Raw genomic sequence first — 20,865 nt, forward strand, 5'->3', positions numbered from 1 at the left:
TGCCCTCGCGAGGGGGTGGGAGAGTAGGACGCCGCCGGACACCCATTCACGAAAGGCCCACCCCACACCCGGGGTGGGCCTTTCGCATACCCCGACCACGACGCCGCCCCGGGCGGAGCTCGCACCCCGAGAGCTCGCGCCGCCTGAGGGTCGTACCCCGATTGCCGCGCGGAGATCTGTCGGGGGCCGGGACGGTGCGGCGCCCGTGCCGATAGGCTCGTCCGGTGACTGGAGCACCGCATCTGCCTGCCGAGGGTCCGACGCCGTCCTGGCGTGCCGAGCACTTCGTGAGCCTGTTGAGCTTCGCGCGACCCTCCCTGGGTGAGAACGGCGCCGCGGGATGGTTGGACGACGCCGGCGTCGTCGACGCGGGGCAGCCCGAGCACCTGTGGATCACGTGCCGGATGACGCACTCCTTCGGGCTCGGGCAGCTGCTCGGCGTCGACGGGGCGGATGCGCTCGTCGAACGGGGCATCGCCGGTCTTTCCCGGACGCTCGCGGACCCGGACCACGGGGGATGGCTGGCGTCCCGCGGCCCGGGCGCCACGAGCGACGCGACCAAGCAGGCGTACGGTCACGCGTTCGTGGTCCTGGCCGGCTCCACCGGCACCGTGGCGCGCACGCCGGGAGCCGTCACCCTGCTCGAGGCCGCCCTCGCGGTGCTGGACGAGCGCTTCTGGGAGGCCGACCACCAGCTCCACCTCGACGAGCGGTCTCCGGACTGGGGCACTGTCGACCCGTACCGCGGCGTCAACGCGAACATGCACTCCGTCGAGGCGCTCCTGGCCGCCCACGACGCCACCGGTGAGCGCCGGTGGCTCGACCGGGCGGCCGTCGTCGCCGACCGCGTGATCGGCTGGGCGTCGGGGAACAGCTGGCGGATCCCGGAGCACTTCGACACGGCGTGGCGGCCGCAGCTCGAGTTCAACGCCGACCGGCCCAACGACCCGTTCAAGCCCTACGGGGCCACCCCGGGCCACGGGCTGGAGTGGGCGCGGCTGCTGCTGCAGGTGGACGTCGCCGGGGCCACCCCGGGGCGCAGGACGGACGCCGCCCGGCAGCTCTTCGACCGCGCCGTGACGGACGGCTGGGACGAGTCCGGGGGCGGGTTCGTGTACACGACGGACTGGTCCGGCGACCCCGTCGAGGCCCGCCGCTTCCACTGGGTGGCCGCGGAGGCCGCGGCCGCCGCCGACGTCCTGCACCGCACGACGGGAGAGGCGCGCTACGCGGAGCTCGCCGACCGGTGGTGGGCGTGGATCGACACCCACCTGGTGGACCACGAGCGCGGCTCCTGGTTCCACGAGCTGGACACGGAGAACCGCCCCGCAGGTCGCACGTGGGTCGGCAAGCCGGACATCTACCACGCGGCGCAGGCGGTCATCCTGCCCGACCTGCCGCTGACCGGGTCGTTCGCAGCGTCCGCCCGGGCCGCGGGTCCGCTGCTGGCCGGCGCGCGCCTCGGGGACTCGGGGACGGCGTCGTGAGGATCTCCGCGAAGGCCGACTACGCGGTGCGGGCGGCGGCCGAGCTCGCCACGTCCGACGGCGGCCCGGTCCCGGCAGAGGCCCTCGCCCGCGCGCAGCAGGTGCCCCACCGCTTCCTCGAGGCCATCCTGAGCGACCTGCGGCGGGAGGGGATCGTCGCGAGCCGTCGTGGGGCCGGCGGTGGGTACGTGCTGGCCCGCCCGGCCGACAGGGTCACCGTCGCCGACGTGGTGCGCGCCGTGGACGGTCCGTTGGTGTTCGTGCGCGACGCGCGGCCCTCCGACCTGGAGTACACCGGCGCGGCCGCGTCGCTGCTGCACGTGTGGGTGGCGCTGCGGGTGAACGTGCGGGCCGTGCTCGAGCAGGTCACCCTGGCAGACCTCGCGTCCGGCAAGATCCCGGACGTGGTGCGACGGCTCACCGAGCAGGAGTCGGCCTGGGTCAACCCCTGAGGACCACCCACACCACCTGAGCGGCGCGGCAGGCCTCCCGGAGCTGCCGGCCGTCGACCCGGGCGCACCCCGAACCCGTCTCACGATACGAATAGGTCTCGTGAGACCGTTGAATCCGATAGAGCCGATCGGGTAACTTCACCTCAGACGCGGCGGACCCGCTGCCGCGCCGAAACGGAGGGAACCCCCGTGCGGACTCTCGTCCTCCTTGCCCTCGTGGGCCTCGGTGCGCAGCTCGTCGACGGCAGCCTGGGCATGGCCTACGGCGTCACCTCGACCACGCTGCTGCTCGCGATCGGCACCAACCCCGCGGCCGCCTCGGCGACCGTCCACCTCGCCGAGGTCGGCACGACGCTGGCCTCCGGCGTCTCGCACTGGCGGTTCGGGAACGTCGACTGGAAGGTCGTCACGAGGATCGGCATCCCCGGCGCGATCGGCGCGTTCGCCGGTGCGACGTTCCTGTCCTGGCTGTCGACCGAGATCGCCAAGCCGCTGATGTCGATCCTGCTGCTGGGGCTGGGCCTCTACGTGCTGCTGCGGTTCACGCTCCGCGGCCTGCGCACGGACCGCCTGGGCCAGCCGCTGCGCAAGCGGTTCCTCACCCCGCTCGGACTGGTCGCCGGGTTCATGGACGCGACCGGTGGCGGCGGCTGGGGGCCGGTGGGCACGCCCGCCATCCTCGCCAGCGGCCGCATGGAGCCGCGCAAGGTGATCGGCTCGATCGACACCAGCGAGTTCTTCGTGGCCGTGGCCGCGAGCCTGGGCTTCCTCTTCGGCCTCGGCACGGCGGGCATCAACCCGACCTGGGCGCTCGCCCTGCTCATCGGCGGCCTGATCGCGGCACCGATCGCCGCGTGGCTGGTCCGGCTGGTGCCGCCCCGCGTCCTCGGGTCGGCCGTCGGCGGCATCATCGTGCTCACCAACACGCGGACCCTGCTGAACCTCGACTCGTTCACGGTGAGCGACGGCGTCCGGGGCCTCGTCCTCGGGATCGTCGCCGTCGGGTGGGCCGCCGCCGTCGCCTACTCGTTCACCCAGCACCGCAAGGCGGTCGCCGCGGAGCGGGCCGAGGCGGCCGCGCAGCCCGCGGCCACCACCCCGGTGGCCTGACCGCCGCCCGCAAGACACCCGGGTTCCTCGACAGCGGCACCGCACGGCAGCCACCGTGCGGTGGCGCTGTCGCGCCGTCCCGGTACCGTGGTGGAGCCAGGAGAACTGCGCGCCGGACCCAGCTGCACGGCACTGGGGGGTGAGCCTCGATGTCCAGCACGCCGCACGACGCACCGCGCCGCGAGCTCGTCGCCCTCGCGGAGCTGCTGGGCGCCGGGAGCCAGCTGCTCGTGGGCCGGTACCGGGTCGACGTCATCACGGGCGAGTGGTGGTGGTCGGACGAGGTCTTCCGGATCTTCGGCCGCGAGCCCGGCAAGGTCGCTCCGGGGCCGGAGGTGCTCCGGGCCCACCTGCACCCGGACGACCGTGAGCGGCTCTCCCGGACGGCGGTGGTCGCGCTGGGTGCGGGGCGCCCGTTCTCGGGGGCCCATCGCGTCGTCGACGACCACGGCCGGACCCATACCGTCGTGGTCACCGGGCAGGCGCGGCACGGGGCCGAGGGCGCGTCGTCGCAGATCGTCGGCTACGTCATCGACGCGAGCCCTGTCGTGCGTGACGCGCTGGAACGCGAGGCGCACCGCGCGGTCTCGCGCGCGTTCGTCGCGGCCGCGGCCGCGGAGCAGGCCAAGGGCGCCATCATGGCCGTGTGCGGGGTGGACGAGTCGGTCGCCACCGAGGTGCTCGCGGACGCCGGCGCGCAGGTAGGGATCTCCGCCCAGTCGGCGGGGGAGCAGGTGATGAAGGAGCTCGCGCGGCCCGTCGGGGACCGGGACACGGCTCTCACGGCGGCCGAGGTGGTCCGCTCGGCGCCGCCGGCGCAAGACGCGGCGGACCGGATCAGCCGGGCGCTCGCCACCGTGCGGCCGGTGGAACGGCCGCACGGTCACGACGCACAGCTGGCCCGCCGGCGCCCCCGCGCGAGCCACTGACGAGCCACTGACGAGTCACCGACGAGTCACCGACGCGGCCCGCGCGACGGCCCCGGGAGGTTCAGCGACCGGGGACGAACCGCGCCGCCGCGCGCACGGCGCCCTGACGGGCGAGGCGCTTCGCGAGCACCGCGACCCCGCCCGAGACGGCGGCGAAGGTGACGGCCTGGATGATCGAGAGCTCGTCGTCGTCCACGTTGGTCGGGGCCACGCTGCCGGTCGTCTTCTCCCAGACCACCCCGATCAGCTTCTGCGCCGCCCATCCGGCGGCGATCGTCAGCACCACCGTGCCGACCTTCACGCCCAGCGGCTGCTCGCTGTCCGTCACGTGCTCTCCCTCGCTCTGTCCCGGCCGGGTGCGCCCGGGGACTGGTCTCCTGCCGCGTCCACGGCCACCTGGCGGGCGTCACGGCACGTCAGGCACGTCACACCCCGAGGCCGAGGACGGGACCACGGTAGCGCGGCCCCGACGGGTAGGCTCGTGGTGATACGACAGGGGAGCGCCCACCGGCGCTGAGAGTGCGGACCGCCGCAGACCCTCGAACCTGATCCGGTTAGCACCGGTGGAGGAAGTCGGGAATCTCGTTCCCTGCGGACGGCCGCACCACGACGGTGCCGGGTGCCCGCAGGACCCCCTTCTCGCACCCTGAGGAGGACAGCATGACCCGCAGGACCACGTCGACGAGCACGGCCCGGACCACGGCGGCGGCCGTCGGCGCCGTGGCGCTGCTGCCGCTCCTGGCGGCGTGCGGCGGCGGGACGCCGTCGGGCGACGCCAGCGGCGCGGCGTCGGGCACCGTGACGCTCGTGACGCACGACTCTTTCGCCGTCTCCGACGACGTGCTGGCCGCGTTCGAGAAGGAGTCCGGCCTCACCGTCGAGCAGGTGGCCCCCGGTGACGCGGGCACGCTCGTGAACCAGCTCGTGCTCACCAAGGACGCGCCGCTGGGCGACGTCGTCTTCGGCGTGGACAACACGTACGCCTCGCGCGCCGTCGACGCGGGCGTCTTCGCCGAGTACCAGCCGGCCGACCTCGACCCGCAGGTCGCGGCCTACGCCCCCGACGACCTGGCGGGCACGCTCACGCCGGTCGACATGGGTGACGTGTGCCTGAACCTCGACGACGGCTGGTTCGACGAGCACGACGTCACCCCGCCGGCCACGCTCGAGGACCTCGTGAAGCCGGAGTACGCGGACCTCACGGTCGTGACCAACCCGGCGACGTCGTCCCCCGGCCTCGCGTTCCTGCTCGCCACGATCGGCGCCTTTGGCACCGACGGCTGGGAGGCCTACTGGGCCGACCTGCGCGACAACGGCGTCAAGGTCGCCGAGAGCTGGGAGGACGCGTACTACGTGGACTTCTCCGGCGCCGGCGAGGGCGGGCAGCGGCCGATCGCGCTGTCGTACGCGACCTCGCCCGCCTTCACGGTGACCGAGGACGGGAAGTCCTCCACGACCAGCGCGATGCTCGACACGTGCTTCCGCCAGGTCGAGTACGCGGGCGTGCTCTCCGGCGCCGACAACCCCGAGGGCGCGGAGCAGCTCGTCGACTTCCTGACGTCCCCCGAGTTCCAGGCCGACGTCCCCGGCCAGATGTACATGTACCCGGCCGACCCGGACGTGGAGCTGCCCGCCGACTGGCAGCGGTTCGCGCCCCTGGCCGACACGCCGTTCGAGGTGGCGCCCGCGGACGTCGCCGCGCACCGTGACGAGTGGATCGAGCAGTGGACGTCGACCGTCGTCGGCTGACGCGCGGCGTCCGCGCGGGCCGCTGGGGGGCCTGGCTCGGCTGGGGCGCCGCCGTCACGCTCCCGCTGGGCTTCCTCGCGATCTTCTTCGCGTGGCCGGTGGTGTCGCTCGTCCTGCAGGGGTTCTTCACCGAGACGCCGGCTGGGCGGGCGCTCGACCTGTCCGGCTTCGCGGAGGTGCTGTCCCAGGAGCGCACCTGGCGGATCGTGGGCCAGACGCTGGCGCAGGCGCTCACCGGCACGCTGCTGTCGGTGCTGCTGGGGCTGCCCGGCGCGTACGTGCTGTACCGGTGCCGGTTCCCGGGGCGCACCCTGGTCCGAGGCCTGGTGACCGTGCCGTTCGTGCTGCCCAGCGTCGTCGTGGGCGTCGCCTTCCGCGCGCTGTTCGCGCCCGGCGGGCTGCTCGGCTGGGCGCACCTGGAGGAGAGCTTCGCCGGCATCGTGCTGGCCCTGGTCTTCTTCAACTACGCGGTCGTGGTGCGCACCGTCGGCGGCATGTGGGAGCGGCTCGACCCGCGCGCGGAGCAGGCGGCCCGCGCGCTCGGCGCGACGCCCTGGCGCGCGTTTCGCACGGTGACCCTGCCCGCGCTCGCCCCGGCGATCGCGTCGGCCGCCGCCGTCGTGTTCCTGTTCTGCGCGACGGCGTTCGGCGTCGTGCTCGTCCTGGGCGGCCTGCGCTACGGCACCATCGAGACGGAGATCTGGACGCGGACCACCCAGTTCCTCGACCTGCGCTCGGCGGCCGTGCTGTCCGTGCTGCAGCTCGTCGTGGTGGCGGGCGCCCTGCTGGTCAGCTCCCGGGCCCGGGCCCGCCGGGAGCGGGCGCTGCACCTCACGAGCGACCGGGTGTCCGCGCACCGGCTGCGGCTGCGCGCGGGCGCGGACGGCTCGGACGTCGTGCCCGCGCTCCTCACCCTCGTGGTCGTGGCCGGCCTCCTCGTGCTGCCCATGGCGGGGCTCGTCACCCGGTCGTTGCGGGCGCCGGACGGGTCCTGGGGCCTCGACAACTACGTCGCCCTCGGCACCACCGGCGGGCGCAACGCCCTCACGGTCACGGTGTGGGAGGCGCTGGGCAACTCGCTGCGGACCGCGGCGTGGGCCGCCGTGATCGCCGTCGTCGTGGGCGGGCTCGTGGCGCTCGTCGTCTCGCGGCGCCCCCGGCGGGCGGGGATGCGGCGCGCGGTCGGCGTCCTCGACGCCGCGTTCATGCTGCCGCTGGGCGTCTCCGCCGTGACGGTGGGCTTCGGCTTCCTCATCACGCTCGACCGGCCGCTGGGGCTCGACGTCGACCTGCGGACCTCGGGCGCACTGGTGCCGATCGCGCAGGCGGTCGTGGCGATCCCCCTCGTGGTGCGGACGATGCTGCCGGTGCTCCGCGCCATCGACCCCCGGCTGCGCGAGGCGGCGGCCACCCTGGGCGCGGCGCCCGGGCGGGTGCTGCGGACCGTCGACGGCCCGCTGGGCGCGCGGTCGCTGGGGCTGGCGATCGGGTTCGCGTTCGCCGTCTCCCTCGGCGAGTTCGGCGCGACGTCGTTCCTCGCCCGCCCCGACACGGCCACCTTGCCGGTGGTCATCTACCGCCTGATCGGACGGCCCGGGGCCGAGAACTACGGGATGGCGCTCGCGGCGTCCGTGGTGCTGGCCGTCCTCACCGCGACCGTCATGATGGTGGCCGAGCGCCTACGCGGCGACCGGCCCGGAGGGGAGTTCTGATGGAGCAGGCCCGCCAGACGACGGGGCTCGCCGTGCGCGACGCCGTCGTGCGGTACGGCGCCACGCGCCGGCGGCGAGGTGCGGTCGCGGTGGACGGCGTCTCGCTCGACGTCGCCGCCGGCGAGATCGTCGCGCTCCTCGGCCCGAGCGGCTGCGGCAAGTCGTCGCTGCTGCGCGCCGTCGCCGGCCTGGAGCCGCTCGCGGGCGGCACCGTCGCGTTCGACGGCGAGGACCTCGCGGGCGTGCCCGTGCACCGCCGGGGCTTCGGGCTGCTCTTCCAGGACGGCCAGCTCTTCCCGCACCGCGACGTCGGGCGCAACGTCGCCTACGGGCTCGAGACGCAGGGCCTGCCCCGCGCGGAGCGGGCCGCGCGCGTCGCCGAGCTGCTCGACGACGTCGGCCTGGCCGGGTACGCCGGCCGGTCCGTCGCGACACTGTCGGGCGGGGAGAAGCAGCGGGTGGCGCTCGCCCGCGCCCTCGCGCCCCGCCCGCGCCTGCTGCTGCTCGACGAGCCGCTGTCCGCCCTGGACCGCCGGCTGCGCGAACGCCTCGCCGTCGACGTCCGCGACACGCTCAAGGCCACCGGCACCACCGCCGTCTTCGTCACGCACGACCACGACGAGGCGTTCACCGTCGCCGACCGCGTCGCCGTCATGGACGCGGGCCACCTGCTGCAGGTGGACGCACCGGACGTGCTGCTGCGTGCGCCCGCGTCGCCACGCGTCGCGGAGTTCCTGGGCCTCGCCGGGCAGACGGTCGCCGTGCCGGCCCGCGACGAGGACGGCGTCGGGACGACGGCGGGCTGAGCCCTACGCCTCGCCGGCGTCGTGCACGAGCAGGGCGACCTGCGTGCGGTTCTCCAGCCCGAGCTTGTCGAGCACGCTCGACACGTGCGCCTTCACCGTCGGGACGCTGAGGTACAGGCGGGCCGCGATGTCCGCGTTCGAGGCGCCGTGGCCGAGCTCGACGGCGACGTCGCGCTCGCGGGCGGTGAGGGCGTCCAGGGCGGCGCGAGCGCGGTCGCGCGACCCGTCGGAACCGGCGACGGCGGCCATGAGCCGCCGCGCGACGTCCGGCGCCAGCACCGGCTCACCCGCGGCCGCGGCGTGCACGGCGGCGGCGATCCGCGCCGGCGGCATGTCCTTGAGCAGGTACCCGGCGGCCCCGGCGCGCAGCGCCCCGCCCACCTCCTCGGCGGTGTCGAACGTGGTGAGCACGACGACGGCGGGCGGCGACGGCCGGGCACGGACCCGCCGGGTGGCGGCGATGCCGTCGACGCCCGGCATGCGCAGGTCCATGAGCACGACGTCGGCCGGGTGCGCGTCCAGCACCCCGGGGACGTCCGCGCCGTCGGCGGCCTCCGCCACCACCTGCATCCCGTGCGCCCCGTCCAGCATGAGCCGCAGGCCCGCGCGCACCAGGGCGTCGTCGTCCACCAGCACGATCCGCACCGGCGCGGCGCCGCCGGCCGGGCCCGCCGAGCCGTCCACCGGGCCGGCGGCGGGGAGCGGGCCGGGGCCGGGCGTCGTCGTCACGCGTCCCACGGTAGCCACGCCTCCACCGCGAAGCCGCGCGGCGCGGCGGGGCCGGCCGCCAGCGTGCCGCCCAGCAGCGTGGCCCGCTCGCGCAGCCCCACCAGGCCCGTGCCCGTGCCCACGCCCTCCGGGGGGACCGCGCCGGGGGGCGCGCCGTCGTCGGACACCCGCACCCGGACCTCGCCCGGCGCGGTCGAGACCGTGACGCGGACGGCGGCACCGGGCGCGTGCCTGCGGGCGTTGGTCAGCGACTCCTGCACGACGCGGAACACCGCGGTCGCGACGGCGGCCGGCGGGGCCGCGGCTGGTGCGGGGTCGCCCTCGCGCTCGTAGGTGACGTCGGTGCCCGCGGCGCGGGAGTCGTCGACCAGGCGCCGCACGTCGTCGAGGCCGGGCACGGGGCCGAGGTCGTCCGGGCCGGCGCGCAGCAGGCGGATGACCTGCCGCAGGTCCTCCAGGGCGTCGCTCACCCCGGCGCGGACCCGTCCGGCGGCGGCGGCGAGCTGCGCCGGGTCGGCGTCCGGGCGGTACTCCATCGCGCCCGCGGTGGCCGCCAGGAGCGACAGGCGGTGGGCGAGCGTGTCGTGCATCTCGCGGGCGATGCGGGTGCGCTCGGCCATGCGTGCCTCGGCGACCCGGCGCTCCTGCTCGGCCTCGGCGCGACGCGCACGGTCGCGCAGCGACCACAGGACGAGGGCGCGCTCGCGGCCGTACGCCCCCCAGCCGAACAGCGCGGCGTGCACCGCGACGTCGCACAGCAGCCACCAGCCCAGCGGCAGGCTCACCGGCCGCCACAGGGCCTGGACGGCGTGCCCCAGCACGCCCGCTCCCGCGACCCAGGCCGCCGTGCGCACCGGGTACCAGCGCGCGACCTGCAGGGTGCCGACCGTCGCCGCGGGCGTCGCCGCCCCCGACACCGCGGCCAGCGCCGCGAGCACGAGCGCCGCGGGCACGCTGCGTCGGGTCATGAGCAGCGGGACGAGGGCGACCGCCGCCAGCCCGACGGCGACGTCGACGGCGGCGGGCACCTGCGGCGTCGTGCCGACGGCGGCCCCGGTGTCCGGTGCGGCGGTCACGACGGCCGCCGTCGCGGCGGCGGTGAGGACGGCGACGAGCACCCAGGCGGTCGCGAGGACGGTGCGCGGTGCGGGCGGCGGTCCCGGGGCGTCCGGCGGGCAGGGCGCGTCGACCGCCCAGGCGCCGAGGGCGGCGGGCTGCGGGGTCGTGCCGGTGGGCGTCATGACCGGGACGCTACGGCGGGTCGCCGGGTCGCGACACCGACGAAAGTCGGGGGTGCGCCCGACCGGCGGCCGGGCGACGACCGACCACGGGAGGGCGCGCGGGAGGTGAGCCGCGCGGGAGGGTCGTCGTGCCGGCAGGGCGCCGGCACCGAGGAGGGGACGACATGGACGCGACGCAGAGGACGCAGCACGGGGGCGCCGGGCCGACGAGGCAGGACGGCGCACCGGGCGGCCCCGCCGGGCGCTCGTGGCGCGACCGGGCGTGGTGGAACCGCCCGCGCACGGTGATCGTGGGCGCCGTGCTCACGGGGGCGGTCGTCTTCCTCGTCGGCACGCTGGCGGGCGTGGACCCGCAGGTGCGGGCCGGGTCCGGCACCCTGGAGGTCACGATCCCGCTGGTGATCGGCACGAGCCTCGCGGCGGCCCTCGGCGGCTGGGGCGTCCGCGCCCTCCTGCTGCGTCGTCCGGGCGGCGGCCGGACCGCGTGGCTGGTGCTCAGCGGCGCCGTCCTGCTTGTGTCCCTGCTGGGCCCGCTGGGGGCGGCGAACCCCGGCGCCACGGCGCTGCTCCTGCTGGAGCACCTCACCGTGGGCGGCGTCATCATGCTGGGTCTGAGCGGGGCGGGGCGTCCGGGCGCCAGAGCGGCGTGACGACCTTCCGGGCGGCGAGCATGAGCGCCAGCAGGGGGCCGCGCTGGCGTTCGAACGCCGCCTGGTCCACCAGCCCGCGGTCGAGCCGGCGGTGCAGCATCGCCAGCTCGGTCGCGGCCTGCTGGTAGTCGCGCATCGCGCGGGCCGGGCCGGGGCCTCCCGCGGCACGGACCTGGGCCCGCGCCTGCCGGCGCCGCGCCAGCGACGTGAGCATGACGACGTCCGGCAGGGTGACGGCGCCCACGGCCCCGTAACGGGGCAGGTGCTCGCCGACGAGCGCCACGATGCGGGCACGGTCGTGACGCACCACGACGAGCAGGCCGACGACGATCGCCAGCCCCAGCAGGTACACCGCCGTGACGGCCTCGAGCCCGAGGGACGCGGCGCCGTTCCAGAGCGCGTGGTAGGTCATCGCGCCGAGCAGGCCGAGGAGCACGGGCCACACGCGGGCCCAGCCGCGCGGGGCGAGCGCCGCCGTCGCGATCCCCAGGCCGGTGAGCGACGTGCACAGCGGGTGGACCAGCGGCGACAGGAGCCCGCGCGCGACGAACGTCGCGGCCAGCCCGTCCGCCCCGGCCACCGTGTAGTAGTGGATGTTCTCGACCGTGGCGAAGCCGAGGCCCACCATCGAGCCGTAGATGATGCCGTCGGTCGGCCCGTTGAGCTCGTGCCGGCGGAACCACAGCATCCCCACGAGCACCAGGGCCTTGAGGGTCTCCTCAATGACGGGTGCGGTGAGCACCGCGGTCACGACGAAGCCCTCCTCCTCGCCGAGCAGCGGCGTCCACAGCAGGGTGAGGCCGGCCGTGTTGATCCCCATCGCGACCAGCACCGACACCCCCGCACCCCACAGGAACGCGAGCACGAGGGCGTCCGGCGGCTCCGGCTCGAGGCGGTCGAGGGCGAGGATCCCGGCCAGCAGCAGCGGGAGGGGCAGGACGGCGAGGAACAGGCCCTCGAGGAACGTCGGCCCTTCCGCCGACGTCACGACGAGCGCGGCGAGCAGGCACGCCGACGACACCGCGATCGTCACGATGGCGCCCACCGACGGGCGGCGCGTGGGCCGCCCGTCGAGGATCGCGCGAGGGTCCAGGGCCGGCATGGCCCCCGATCCTAGGGGGACCGGACCCGCTCACAGCGAGAGGTTCAGGCGCGGTGCTCCCGGTAGTAGCGGATGAGCGCCTGCGTCGAGGAGTCCTGGGCGGCCAAGGCGGCGTCGTCGCCCGACACCGCGGGCGCGATCTCCAGCGCCAGCTTCTTGCCGAGCTCCACGCCCCACTGGTCGAAGCTGTCGATGCCCCAGACCACGCCCTGCACGAAGGTGATGTGCTCGTACAGCGCCACGAGCTGGCCCAGCACGGAGGGCGTGAGCGCCGGCGCCACGATCGACGTCGTCGGCCGGTTCCCGGAGAAGACGCGGGCGGCGACGATCTCCTCGGGCGTGCCCTCGGCGCGCACCTCGTCCGCCGTCTTGCCGAAGGCGAGCGCCTTGGTCTGGGCGAAGAAGTTGGCGAGGAACAGCTCGTGCACGTCGGCGCCGGCGGCCACGGCCTTGCCGTCGCCCTCGTCGTCCTTGAGCGGGTAGGCGGGGGTCGCGACGGCGATGAAGTCCGCCGGGATGAGCCGCGTGCCCTGGTGGATGAGCTGGTAGAACGCGTGCTGGCCGTTGGTGCCCGGCTCGCCCCAGAAGACCTCGCCCGTCTGGGTGGTGACGGGGGAGCCGTCCCAGCGCACGGACTTGCCGTTCGACTCCATCGTGAGCTGCTGCAGGTACGCGGGGAAGCGGTGCAGCTGCTGCGCGTACGGCAGGACGGCGTGCGTGTGGGCGCCGAGGAAGTTGACGTACCAGACGTTGAGCATGCCCATGAGGACGGGCACGTTGGCCTCGAACGGCGTGGCGCGGAAGTGCTCGTCGACGGCCCGGAAGCCGGCGAGCAGCTCGCGGAAGACGTCGGGGCCGAACGTGATCGCCAGCGACGTGCCGATGGCGGAGTCCACCGAGTAGCGGCCGCCCACCCAGTCCCAGAACCCGAACGCGTTGGCCGGGTCGATGCCGAAGTCGGCCACCTTGTCGAGGGCGGTCGAGACGGCGACGAAGTGCGCCTTGACGGCGGCCTGCTTCGCGTCGGGGTCGTCCTCGATGACGCCGTCCGCGATGAGCCGCTCCCACAGCCACGCCCGGGCGAGGCGCGCGTTCGTGAGCGTCTCCAGGGTCCCGAACGTCTTGGACGCCACGACGAACAGCGTGGTCTCCGGGTCGAGGTCCGCCGTCTTCTGCGCGACGTCGGTGGGGTCGATGTTGGAGACGAACCGGGCCTCGATCGCGTCGTCGCCGGTGCGGCCGTACGGCTTGAGCGCCTCGTAGACCATCACCGGGCCGAGGTCGGAACCGCCGATGCCGATGTTCACGACCGTGCGCACCGGCTTGCCGGTGATCCCCGTCCACGAGCCGTCACGGACCTGGTCGGCGAAGGCGCTGACCTTGTCCAGCTCGGCCTGCACGTCCGCGTCGACGTCCTGCCCGTCCACCACCAGCGGCGGCTGCGCGCCGGGAGCGCGGCGCAGCGCCGTGTGCAGGACGGCGCGGTCCTCCGTGACGTTGATGTGCTCGCCGGTGAACATCGCCTCGATGCGCTCGGGCAGGCGCACCTCGTGCGCGAGGCGGACCAGCAGGTCCAGCGTCTCGTCCGTGGCGAGGTTCTTGGAGAGGTCCACGTGCAGGTCGCCCGCGACATGCGTCATGCGCGCGGCGCGGCCGGGGTCGGCGGCGAACCAGCCGCGCAGGTCGCCCCGGAACTCCTGGTAGTGGGCGTACAGGTCGCCCCAGGAGGTCGTGGTGGTGGGATCGACGGGGGAGGAGGTCATGGTGCCCACGGTACTGACCGCCCGCCCCGGTTGCGCGGCCTGTTCACGCTGCCAGGATGACGATCAGCCGGGGACGGACCCGGAGCGCACAGGGAGGTCACGCATGGCGAACTTCACCGTCTGGACGTTCGAGGACCCGGGCGGGGCCGACCGTGCCTTCAGGGCCGTCAAGGGAGGCGAGGCCGACGGGCTGGTGACGATCGTCGACCATGCGGTCGTGAGCTGGCCGGAGGGGGCGAAGAAGCCCGACACCCACGGCTCGCACGACGACACCGCCAAGGCCACCGGCTGGGGCGCGGTCTGGGGCCTGCTGCTCGGCGCGCTGTTCTTCCTGCCGGTCCTCGGCGCTGCCGCCGGTGCCGCGATCGCCGGCATCACCCGGTCGCTGTCGGACGTCGGGATCACGGCGAAGGACCTCGAGAAGATGAGGAAGGAGATCGTGCCCGGCACGTCGGCCCTGTTCATCGTCACCGAGCCGATCGACCCCGACCGCCTCGGCGAGCGCCTCCGCGGCGTCAACGCGACCCTCGTCAGCACGAACCTCACCGACGCGGAGCGCCGGAACCTGCTGGAGGCCTTCGGCCAGTGACCCGCGGGCGGCCCGGCGCGACCCGGTGCCGTCCCTCCCGGCGAGCCCGCCGGCCCCGTCCGGGCCGGTGGGCTCCGTCGTGCGCGGGGATGCTCAGGCGGGCTGCCAGCGGGCGCCCCACCGCCGGGTGAGCGTGCCGCCGAAGGTGTCGGCCAGCGCGTCGACGCGGTCGTGGACGGCGTCCGCGACCCGGTGCGCGGCGGCGTCGTCGTCCGCCGTGAAGCGGACGGTGATGCGCGCGCGGCCGCGCACCACCCCGACGTCGTACGCCTCGACGGTGACGAGCTCGCGCGCCGCGTCCGCCGCGGCGGGCAGGACGTCGGCGGGGTCCACGCCCGGTTGCAGCAGGCCGACGGCGAGGCTCACGCGGTAGGAGGGCACCCGGCGATCCTGCCACCCCGACGGGCACGTGCTCCGGCGCGCGCCGCCGACGAGCACCGTCCCGTCACAGGTCGCCCCGGTCGTCGTCACCTGCGCCCCCGTAGACTCGCCGCCGTGACCGATCGCCTGCAAGACGACGTCCCCGTTCCGGCGTTCGCCGTCCCCGCGACAGACCCCGTCCCCGAGGCCGCCAGCCCCGTTCGCCGTGGCGTCGCCCTCGAGATCGCCGTGCAGGACGTCGCGGGCGCGCGCGCCGCGGCGGCGGGCGGCGCGGACCGCCTCGAGCTGTGCGCCGCGCTCGCCGGCACCGGCGGCCTCACGCCGTCGACCGGGATGGTCGCCGGGGTCGCCGACGCGCTGCGCGGCACCGGCGTCGGCGTCCACGTGCTGGTGCGTCCGCGCGCCGGCGGGTTCGTGTTCGGGACCGACGAGGTCGACGTGCAGGTGCGCGACGTGCGCGCGGTGCTCGACGCCGGGGCGGACGGTGTCGTCGTCGGCGCCCTGACGGCGGACGGCCGGGTCGATGCGGAGGCGCTCGCGGCGCTCGTGGCCGCGGCCGGCGGCGCCGACGTCACCTTCCACCGCGCGATCGACCAGGTGCTCGACCCGGTCGCCGCCCTCGACGCCCTCGCGGGAGCGGGAGTGCGCCGCGTGCTCACCTCGGGCGGTGCAGCGCGCGCCGGTGACGCCCTCGACGTGCTGGCGGCGCTCGCTGCGCGCGGCGGCGAGCTCGGCGTCGAGGTCATGGCCGGCGGCGGCGTCCGCGTGGACGACGTCCCCGCCCTCGCCGCGACCGGCGTGCACGCCGTCCACCTCTCCGCCCGGCGCACCGTCGCCGCCGACGGCGGTCCCGGGGGCGGAGGCGCCCACGGGTACGACGTCACGGACCCCGACCTCGTCGCCGCCACCCGCGCCGCCCTCGACTCCGGAGCGGACGCATGAGCGGCGTCGTGCACGCCGCCGCCGTCGCCGCGTCGACGACGGACCCGGCCGAGGGGTACGACGGCTTCATCGGCTGGGTGCTGGGCCTCATGACGACGCTCGGCGAGGTCGGCGTCGGCGCGGCCGTGCTCATCGAGACGTTCGTGCCGCCCATCCCGTCCGAGGCCGTGCTGCCCGCGGCGGGCTTTCTCGCGTACGACGGGCAGATGAATGCCTGGCTGGCGATCCTCGCCGCCACGATCGGTGCCGTCGTCGGCGCCTGGATCTGGTGGTACCTGGGCCGGCTGCTCGGGCGTGACCGCACCCGGGCGATCGTCGACGCCATCCCGCTCATGGACGGCTCCGACTTCGACAAGGCCGAGGCGTTCTTCGCGAGGTGGGGACGCACCGCGGTCCTCGTGGGGCGCTGCGTGCCCCTCGTGCGCAGCTTCATCTCCATCCCCGCGGGCATCGAGCGCATGCCGTTCTGGTCGTTCACCCTGTACACGGCCATCGGCTCGGGCGTGTGGAACGGCATCTGGGTGGGGCTCGGCTACGCCTTCGGCCCCGCCATCGAACCCGTGCTGGCGCAGTGGAGCGGCATCATCTCGGACGCCGTCCTCGTCGTCATCGGGCTGCTCGTGCTGTGGTTCGTCGTCGTGCGGCTGCGGCAGCGCCATCTCGCCCGCCGCGGTCCGCGCGAGCCCGAGCGGCGGCACGGTCGCGCCCGCTGACCGTGCCGAGGGAGTCCGAGGCCTGAACGACCTCGGCAGGGCCTGAACTACCTCGGCAGGACCGGAACTACCTCGGCGCGGTACGAACTACCTCGGCGGGGGTGCCGTCGAGGCGCGGACGACGAGCGACGTGGGCAGGCGCAGGTGGCGCTCGCGGGCGGTGCCCTCGAGGAGGTCGAGCACCATGCGCAGCGCCTCGGCACCCATGCGGTGCAGGGGCTGCGCGACGGTGGTCAGCGGGGGAGCGCTGCCCCAGGACTCGGGGATGTTGTCGAAGCCCACCACGGACAGGTCCTCGGGGACGCGCAGGCCGAGCTCGGCGGCGACGTCGAGCACGTGGATCGCGGAGAGGTCGTTGGCCGCGAACACGGCGGTGGGTCGGTCGGGGCGGTCGAGCAGGGTGCGCACCGGCGCGTCGGCGAGGTCGGGGCGGTAGCCGCCCACCTTGATGAGGAGGGGGTCGACGGCGATGCCCGCGCCCTCGAGCGCCTGGCGGTAGCCGAGCTCGCGCAGGCGCGCGGACTCGAGGTCGGCGCGGCCGCCCAGGTGCGCGATCCGGCGGTGGCCGAGGTCGATGAGGTGCTCGACGGCCTCGCGGGCGCCGGTCGTGTTGTCGGAGTCGACGGTCGGGGTGCCCTCGGGCCCGGTGTGCGGGTCGACGGCGACCACCGGCACCGGGGAGTCGGACGACAGCACCATCGTGGGCGTCACGACGATCGCCGCGTCGACCAGGGTGCCCGCCAGCCGGGACAGCGACCGCCGCTCCCACCCCGTGCGCGCGCCGCCGTCGGTGCGGCCGGCGTAGGCCAGCAGCTCGTAGCCGGTGCCGTCGACGGCGGCCGAGATGCCCTTGAGCAGCTCGGTGGAGTAGGGCTCGAACTCGGCCACCAGCACGCCGATGACGTTCGTGCTGGTGCGGCGCAGGCTGCGGGCGACCAGGGAGGACTCGTAGCCGAGCTCCTCGACGACGGCGAGCACGCGCTCGGACGTCCCGGCGGCCACGCCGTACCGGTTGTTGACGACCTTCGACACGGTGGCGACCGAGACGCCGGCGACGCGGGCGACGTCGGAGATGGTGATGCGCCCGGCGACGGGCGCGGAGGGACCCCTGGACGGGTCGGCGGCGGTGCTCACGAGTCGACAGTATGCGCCATGCGGCCGAGGATCACGCGTCCGCGGGAGTGTCCGGCGCGGCCGCCGGGTGAGGTGTCGAAATCGTTATCGACAACGATTGACGGACGGCGGTCCGGGCTGCCACTCTCATGCCAGGCACACACTCACCTCGCGGCAGCGCCGCTGCCGTGCCCGTCGACGAGGACAAGGGATCGAAGATGACGAGGACGAGGTTCATGCGAGGCGCCACCGCGGTCGCGCTCGGCACGACCGTGGCGCTCCTGGGCGCCGCCTGCGCAGGCCAGGGCACCGGCTCGCAGGGCGACGACGGCGGCAGCACCGCCGACTCCGGCACGATCACGTGGTGGCACAACTCCAACACCGGTGACGGCAAGGAGTACTACGACAAGGTCGCCGCCGACTTCGAGAAGGACCACCCCGGCACGACCGTCGAGGTCAGCGCCATGGCCCACGAGGACATGCTCACGAAGCTCGACGCCGCCTTCCAGGCGGGCGACGCGCCCGACGTGTTCATGGAGCGCGGCGGCGGCGAGCTCGCCGACCACGTCGAGGCCGGGCTGCTCAAGGACCTCTCGGAGCCCGCCGCGGACACCATCAGCACCATCGAGCCGTACATGTCCGGGTTCCAGGTGGACGGCGCGTCGTACGCGCTGCCGTTCTCCATGGGCGTCGTCGGCTTCTGGTACAACAAGGCGCTCTTCGAGAAGGCGGGGATCACCGAGACCCCCACCACGATGGACGAGCTGTACGACGTCTTCGCCAAGCTCCAGGACGCCGGCATCACGCCCGCGTCCGTGGGCGCCGGCGACAAGTGGCCCGCCGCGCACTACTGGTACTACAACGTCATCCGCCAGTGCGCCGCGGACACCCTCGACACCGCGGTCACGTCGGTCGACTACTCCGACCCGTGCTTCGTGAAGGCGGGCGAGACGCTCGACGAGCTGCTCGCGACGGAGCCGTTCAACAAGGGCTTCCTCACCACCCCGGCCCAGACCGGTGCGACGTCGGCCTCCGGCCTGCTCGCCTCCGGCAAGGTCGCGATGGAGCTGGCCGGCCACTGGGAGCCCGGCGTCATGCAGGGCCTCACCGAGGACGGCTCCGGCCTCGGCGAGGACACGGGCTGGTTCTCCTACCCCTCGATCGACGGCCAGCAGGGCACCGAGGGTGCGCAGATGGGCGGCGGCGACGCCTGGGCCGTGTCGAAGGACTCGCCCGACGTCGCGGTCGAGTTCGCCCAGTACCTGCTGAGCGACGAGGTCCAGCAGGGCTTCGCCGAGCTCGACATGGGTCTGCCGACCAACCCGACGGCCTCGGAGAAGGTCTCCGACCCGGCCCTGGCCGAGCTGCTCGAGGTGCGTGACGGCGCGCCGGAGATCCAGCTCTACCTGGACACGCTGCTCGGCGCGTCCGTCGGCGGTGCGATGAACGACGCGATCGCCCTGCAGTTCGCCGGCAAGGCGACCCCGCAGGACGTGGTCGACGCGGTGCAGTCCGCCGCGGAAGCGGACCAGTGACGGTCCGATGACGGACACCGCAGTCCGGTCCGCCGACCGTGCCCCGGCACGGTCGGCGGACCGCCGTCCGGAGCGCCGCGGCCGTGCCGCGACGTGGCGCAAGCGGGCGGAGATCGCCCTGTTCGTGACGCCGGCGCTCGCGCTGCTCGTCGCGTTCGTCGTGGTCCCCGTGGCCACCGCCGTGCAGATGTCGCTGTACAAGTGGAAGGGCTTCGGCCCGATGGTCGACTTCGTCGGCCTGCGCAACTACGTCTCCGTGCTGACCAACGAGGTCTTCACCGACGCCGTCGTGCACAACCTCGTCATCGTGGTCGGCTCGATCCTGCTGCAGCTGCCGCTCGGTCTCGCGATCGCGCTGCTGCTCAACCGCAAGATGTGGGGCCAGGGCCTGCTGCGCACCATCATCTTCGTGCCGTACGTGCTGGCGGAGGTCATCGCCGGCGTCGTGTGGTTCCAGCTGCTGCAGCCGCAGTACGGCGTCATCGAGACGATGCTCGCCGCCGTCGGTCTGCACGGGCCGGACCAGGGTTTCCTCGGTACCCCGGAGTACGCACTGTGGACCGTGCTCGTCGTGCTCACCTGGAAGTACCTCGGCCTGGCCGTGATCCTCTTCCTCGCCGGCCTGCAGGGCGTGCCGGACGAGCTCTACGAGGCCGCCCAGCTCGACGGTGCCTCCTGGTGGCAGGTGCAGCGGCGCATCACCATCCCGCTGCTCGGCCCGACCATGCGCACGTGGGGCTTCCTGTCGATGATCGGCTCGCTGCAGCTCTTCGACATGGTGTGGATCCTCACCGGCGGCGGGCCCGCGAACGCCACGACGACCATGGCGACCTTCCTCGTCAACGAGGGCACCAAGCGGCAGAACTTCGGCATCGCCGGCGCCGCGTCGGTCGTCCTGTTCGTCATCGCCCTGGTGCTCGCGCTGGCCTACCAGAAGTTCATCCTGAGCCGCGACAGCAAGGAGGAGGGCCGATGAGCGCCGTCACGACGCCCGCCCGCCCGTCCGCCCGCACCGCGGACCGAGGGGCGCGGAAGAAGTCGTTCTCCGGCGGTAGCCCTCTGGTCTACGCGATCGCCCTGGTGGTGGTGGCGGTGACGCTCGGGCCCGTGCTGTACGGCGTCCTGGGCGGGTTCCGCACCAACGCCCAGCTCGCCGAGGACCCGGCGGGGCTGCCGAGCCCGTGGGTGTGGGACAACTACGCCGGCGTGCTCTCGGCCGACTCGCCGTTCTGGGGCTACTTCGTCAACTCCACGATCATCGCCGTCGTCACGACCGCCGTCGTCGTGGTGTTCGGCATCATGGCCGCCTACCCCCTGGCGCGGTACCGCTTCAGGGGCCGCGAGGCGCTGTTCATGGTGTTCGTGATCGGGCTGCTGTTCCCCGCGACCGTGGCGATCATCCCGCTGTTCATCCTCATCACGCAGAACTACCAGATGGGGAACACCTGGTGGGGCGTGGCGCTGCCGCAGGCGGCGTTCGCGCTGCCGATGACGGTCGTCATCCTGCGGCCGTTCCTCCAGGCGCTGCCCACCGAGCTCGAGGAGGCGGCGCAGCTCGACGGCGCCAGCCGCATCGGGTTCTTCTGGCGGATCCTGCTGCCCCTGTCGGGGCCGGGGATGGTGACCGTGGGTGTGCTCGCGTTCGTCGGCTCCTGGAACGCCTACCTCCTGCCGCTGCTGCTGCTGCGCGGCGACATGCGGACGCTGCCCCTGGGCGTCGCCGACTTCTCCTCGGAGCACTCGGCCGACACCGCGGGCGTGTTCGCCTTCACGACGCTGGCGATGATCCCTGCGCTGGTGTTCTTCCTCGCGATGCAGAAGCGCATCGTGAACGGCCTGCAGGGAGCCGTGAAGGGATGACC

At 74.4% G+C, this 20,865-nt stretch carries 21 protein-coding genes and 1 riboswitch; of the genes, 14 read left to right on the plus strand and 7 right to left on the minus strand.

Annotated elements, in window-relative coordinates:
• Positions 1-224: 224 nt before the first annotated feature.
• The 4 genes from ACH436_RS05365 (at position 225) to ACH436_RS05380 (ending at position 3,978) form a co-directional block, all read left to right on the plus strand.
• Entirely contained in the window at positions 225-1,487 is a 1,263-nt protein-coding gene (locus tag ACH436_RS05365) for an AGE family epimerase/isomerase (RefSeq protein WP_430559162.1), read from the plus strand.
• Positions 1,484-1,939, plus strand: a complete 456-nt coding sequence (locus ACH436_RS05370) for an RrF2 family transcriptional regulator (protein WP_430559163.1) — start codon at positions 1,484-1,486, stop codon at positions 1,937-1,939. The genes ACH436_RS05365 and ACH436_RS05370 overlap by 4 nt, the downstream gene beginning before the upstream one ends.
• 189 nt (positions 1,940-2,128) lie before the next feature.
• Positions 2,129-3,049: a sulfite exporter TauE/SafE family protein gene (locus tag ACH436_RS05375; RefSeq protein WP_430559164.1), complete on the plus strand. Its 921-nt coding sequence runs from the start codon at positions 2,129-2,131 to the stop codon at positions 3,047-3,049.
• A gap of 149 nt (positions 3,050-3,198) precedes the next feature.
• Entirely contained in the window at positions 3,199-3,978 is a 780-nt protein-coding gene (locus ACH436_RS05380) for a PAS domain-containing protein (RefSeq protein ID WP_430559165.1), read from the plus strand.
• Between the two features lie 61 nt (positions 3,979-4,039).
• Here the strand turns inward: ACH436_RS05380 and ACH436_RS05385 are convergent, their stop codons facing one another.
• The gene (locus ACH436_RS05385; RefSeq protein WP_430559166.1) at positions 4,040-4,306 is read right to left on the minus strand and encodes a DUF4235 domain-containing protein; all 267 of its coding nucleotides are present in this window, start codon (positions 4,304-4,306) and stop codon (positions 4,040-4,042) included.
• 156 nt (positions 4,307-4,462) lie between these two features.
• Positions 4,463-4,567, plus strand: a riboswitch (TPP riboswitch).
• A gap of 71 nt (positions 4,568-4,638) precedes the next feature.
• On the opposite strand from ACH436_RS05385, the gene ACH436_RS05390 reads away from it, so the two are divergent.
• From ACH436_RS05390 to ACH436_RS05400, 3 genes are read left to right on the plus strand one after another with little or no spacing between them, the layout of a single operon-like run.
• The gene (locus ACH436_RS05390; protein WP_430559167.1) at positions 4,639-5,727 is read left to right on the plus strand and encodes a thiamine ABC transporter substrate binding subunit; all 1,089 of its coding nucleotides are present in this window, start codon (positions 4,639-4,641) and stop codon (positions 5,725-5,727) included.
• Complete coding sequence (locus ACH436_RS05395) at positions 5,703-7,439, plus strand: ABC transporter permease (protein WP_430559168.1); 1,737 nt, start codon at positions 5,703-5,705, stop codon at positions 7,437-7,439. The genes ACH436_RS05390 and ACH436_RS05395 overlap by 25 nt, the downstream gene beginning before the upstream one ends.
• Complete coding sequence (locus tag ACH436_RS05400) at positions 7,439-8,245, plus strand: ABC transporter ATP-binding protein (protein ID WP_430559169.1); 807 nt, start codon at positions 7,439-7,441, stop codon at positions 8,243-8,245. Before ACH436_RS05395 ends, ACH436_RS05400 begins: the two co-directional genes overlap by 1 nt.
• A gap of 3 nt (positions 8,246-8,248) precedes the next feature.
• Here ACH436_RS05400 and ACH436_RS05405 read toward each other — a convergent pair whose 3' ends face one another.
• Positions 8,249-8,890, minus strand: a complete 642-nt coding sequence (locus ACH436_RS05405) for a response regulator (protein WP_430559877.1) — start codon at positions 8,888-8,890, stop codon at positions 8,249-8,251.
• Positions 8,891-8,970: 80 nt separating this feature from the next.
• Entirely contained in the window at positions 8,971-10,215 is a 1,245-nt protein-coding gene (locus tag ACH436_RS05410; protein ID WP_430559170.1) for a sensor histidine kinase, read from the minus strand.
• Positions 10,216-10,379: 164 nt separating this feature from the next.
• Here ACH436_RS05410 and ACH436_RS05415 point away from each other — a divergent pair, with 164 nt between their 5' ends.
• On the plus strand, positions 10,380-10,865 hold the full coding sequence (locus ACH436_RS05415; protein ID WP_430559171.1) for a DUF6069 family protein: 486 nt from the start codon (positions 10,380-10,382) through the stop codon (positions 10,863-10,865).
• Here ACH436_RS05415 and ACH436_RS05420 read toward each other — a convergent pair.
• Complete coding sequence (locus ACH436_RS05420; protein WP_430559172.1) at positions 10,816-11,967, minus strand: PrsW family intramembrane metalloprotease; 1,152 nt, start codon at positions 11,965-11,967, stop codon at positions 10,816-10,818. The genes ACH436_RS05415 and ACH436_RS05420 overlap by 50 nt on opposite strands.
• A gap of 44 nt (positions 11,968-12,011) precedes the next feature.
• Positions 12,012-13,730 (minus strand): glucose-6-phosphate isomerase, encoded by a 1,719-nt coding sequence (gene pgi, locus ACH436_RS05425; RefSeq protein ID WP_430559173.1) that lies wholly within the window; start codon positions 13,728-13,730, stop codon positions 12,012-12,014.
• Between the two features lie 103 nt (positions 13,731-13,833).
• On the opposite strand from pgi, the gene ACH436_RS05430 reads away from it, so the two are divergent.
• Positions 13,834-14,319, plus strand: a complete 486-nt coding sequence (locus ACH436_RS05430; protein ID WP_430559174.1) for a DUF1269 domain-containing protein — start codon at positions 13,834-13,836, stop codon at positions 14,317-14,319.
• Between the two features lie 93 nt (positions 14,320-14,412).
• Here ACH436_RS05430 and ACH436_RS05435 read toward each other — a convergent pair whose 3' ends face one another.
• Positions 14,413-14,700 carry a hypothetical protein gene (locus ACH436_RS05435; RefSeq protein ID WP_430559175.1) on the minus strand — a complete coding sequence of 96 codons (288 nt, stop codon included), beginning with the start codon at positions 14,698-14,700 and terminating at the stop codon, positions 14,413-14,415.
• A 222-nt stretch (positions 14,701-14,922) separates the two neighbouring features.
• Between ACH436_RS05435 and ACH436_RS05440 the strand changes: the two genes are divergently transcribed.
• The gene (locus ACH436_RS05440; RefSeq protein WP_430559878.1) at positions 14,923-15,642 is read left to right on the plus strand and encodes a copper homeostasis protein CutC; all 720 of its coding nucleotides are present in this window, start codon (positions 14,923-14,925) and stop codon (positions 15,640-15,642) included.
• Positions 15,639-16,355, plus strand: coding sequence for a DedA family protein (locus ACH436_RS05445; RefSeq protein WP_430559176.1), 717 nt, complete (start codon positions 15,639-15,641; stop codon positions 16,353-16,355). The genes ACH436_RS05440 and ACH436_RS05445 overlap by 4 nt, the downstream gene beginning before the upstream one ends.
• A gap of 87 nt (positions 16,356-16,442) precedes the next feature.
• Here the strand turns inward: ACH436_RS05445 and ACH436_RS05450 are convergent, their stop codons facing one another.
• Positions 16,443-17,489, minus strand: a complete 1,047-nt coding sequence (locus tag ACH436_RS05450; RefSeq protein ID WP_430559177.1) for a LacI family DNA-binding transcriptional regulator — start codon at positions 17,487-17,489, stop codon at positions 16,443-16,445.
• A 215-nt stretch (positions 17,490-17,704) separates the two neighbouring features.
• Here ACH436_RS05450 and ACH436_RS05455 point away from each other — a divergent pair, with 215 nt between their 5' ends.
• From ACH436_RS05455 to ACH436_RS05465, 3 genes are read left to right on the plus strand one after another with little or no spacing between them, the layout of a single operon-like run.
• Positions 17,705-19,003: an extracellular solute-binding protein gene (locus tag ACH436_RS05455; protein ID WP_430559178.1), complete on the plus strand. Its 1,299-nt coding sequence runs from the start codon at positions 17,705-17,707 to the stop codon at positions 19,001-19,003.
• A gap of 7 nt (positions 19,004-19,010) precedes the next feature.
• Complete coding sequence (locus ACH436_RS05460) at positions 19,011-19,979, plus strand: carbohydrate ABC transporter permease (RefSeq protein ID WP_430559179.1); 969 nt, start codon at positions 19,011-19,013, stop codon at positions 19,977-19,979.
• Positions 19,976-20,863 carry a carbohydrate ABC transporter permease gene (locus tag ACH436_RS05465; protein ID WP_430559180.1) on the plus strand — a complete coding sequence of 296 codons (888 nt, stop codon included), beginning with the start codon at positions 19,976-19,978 and terminating at the stop codon, positions 20,861-20,863. The genes ACH436_RS05460 and ACH436_RS05465 overlap by 4 nt, the downstream gene beginning before the upstream one ends.
• Positions 20,864-20,865: the final 2 nt, after the last annotated feature.

The sequence above is a fragment of the Isoptericola sp. NPDC019693 genome, assembly GCF_044389085.1.
In the GTDB taxonomy this organism is placed as follows: Bacteria; Actinomycetota; Actinomycetes; order Actinomycetales; family Cellulomonadaceae; genus Isoptericola.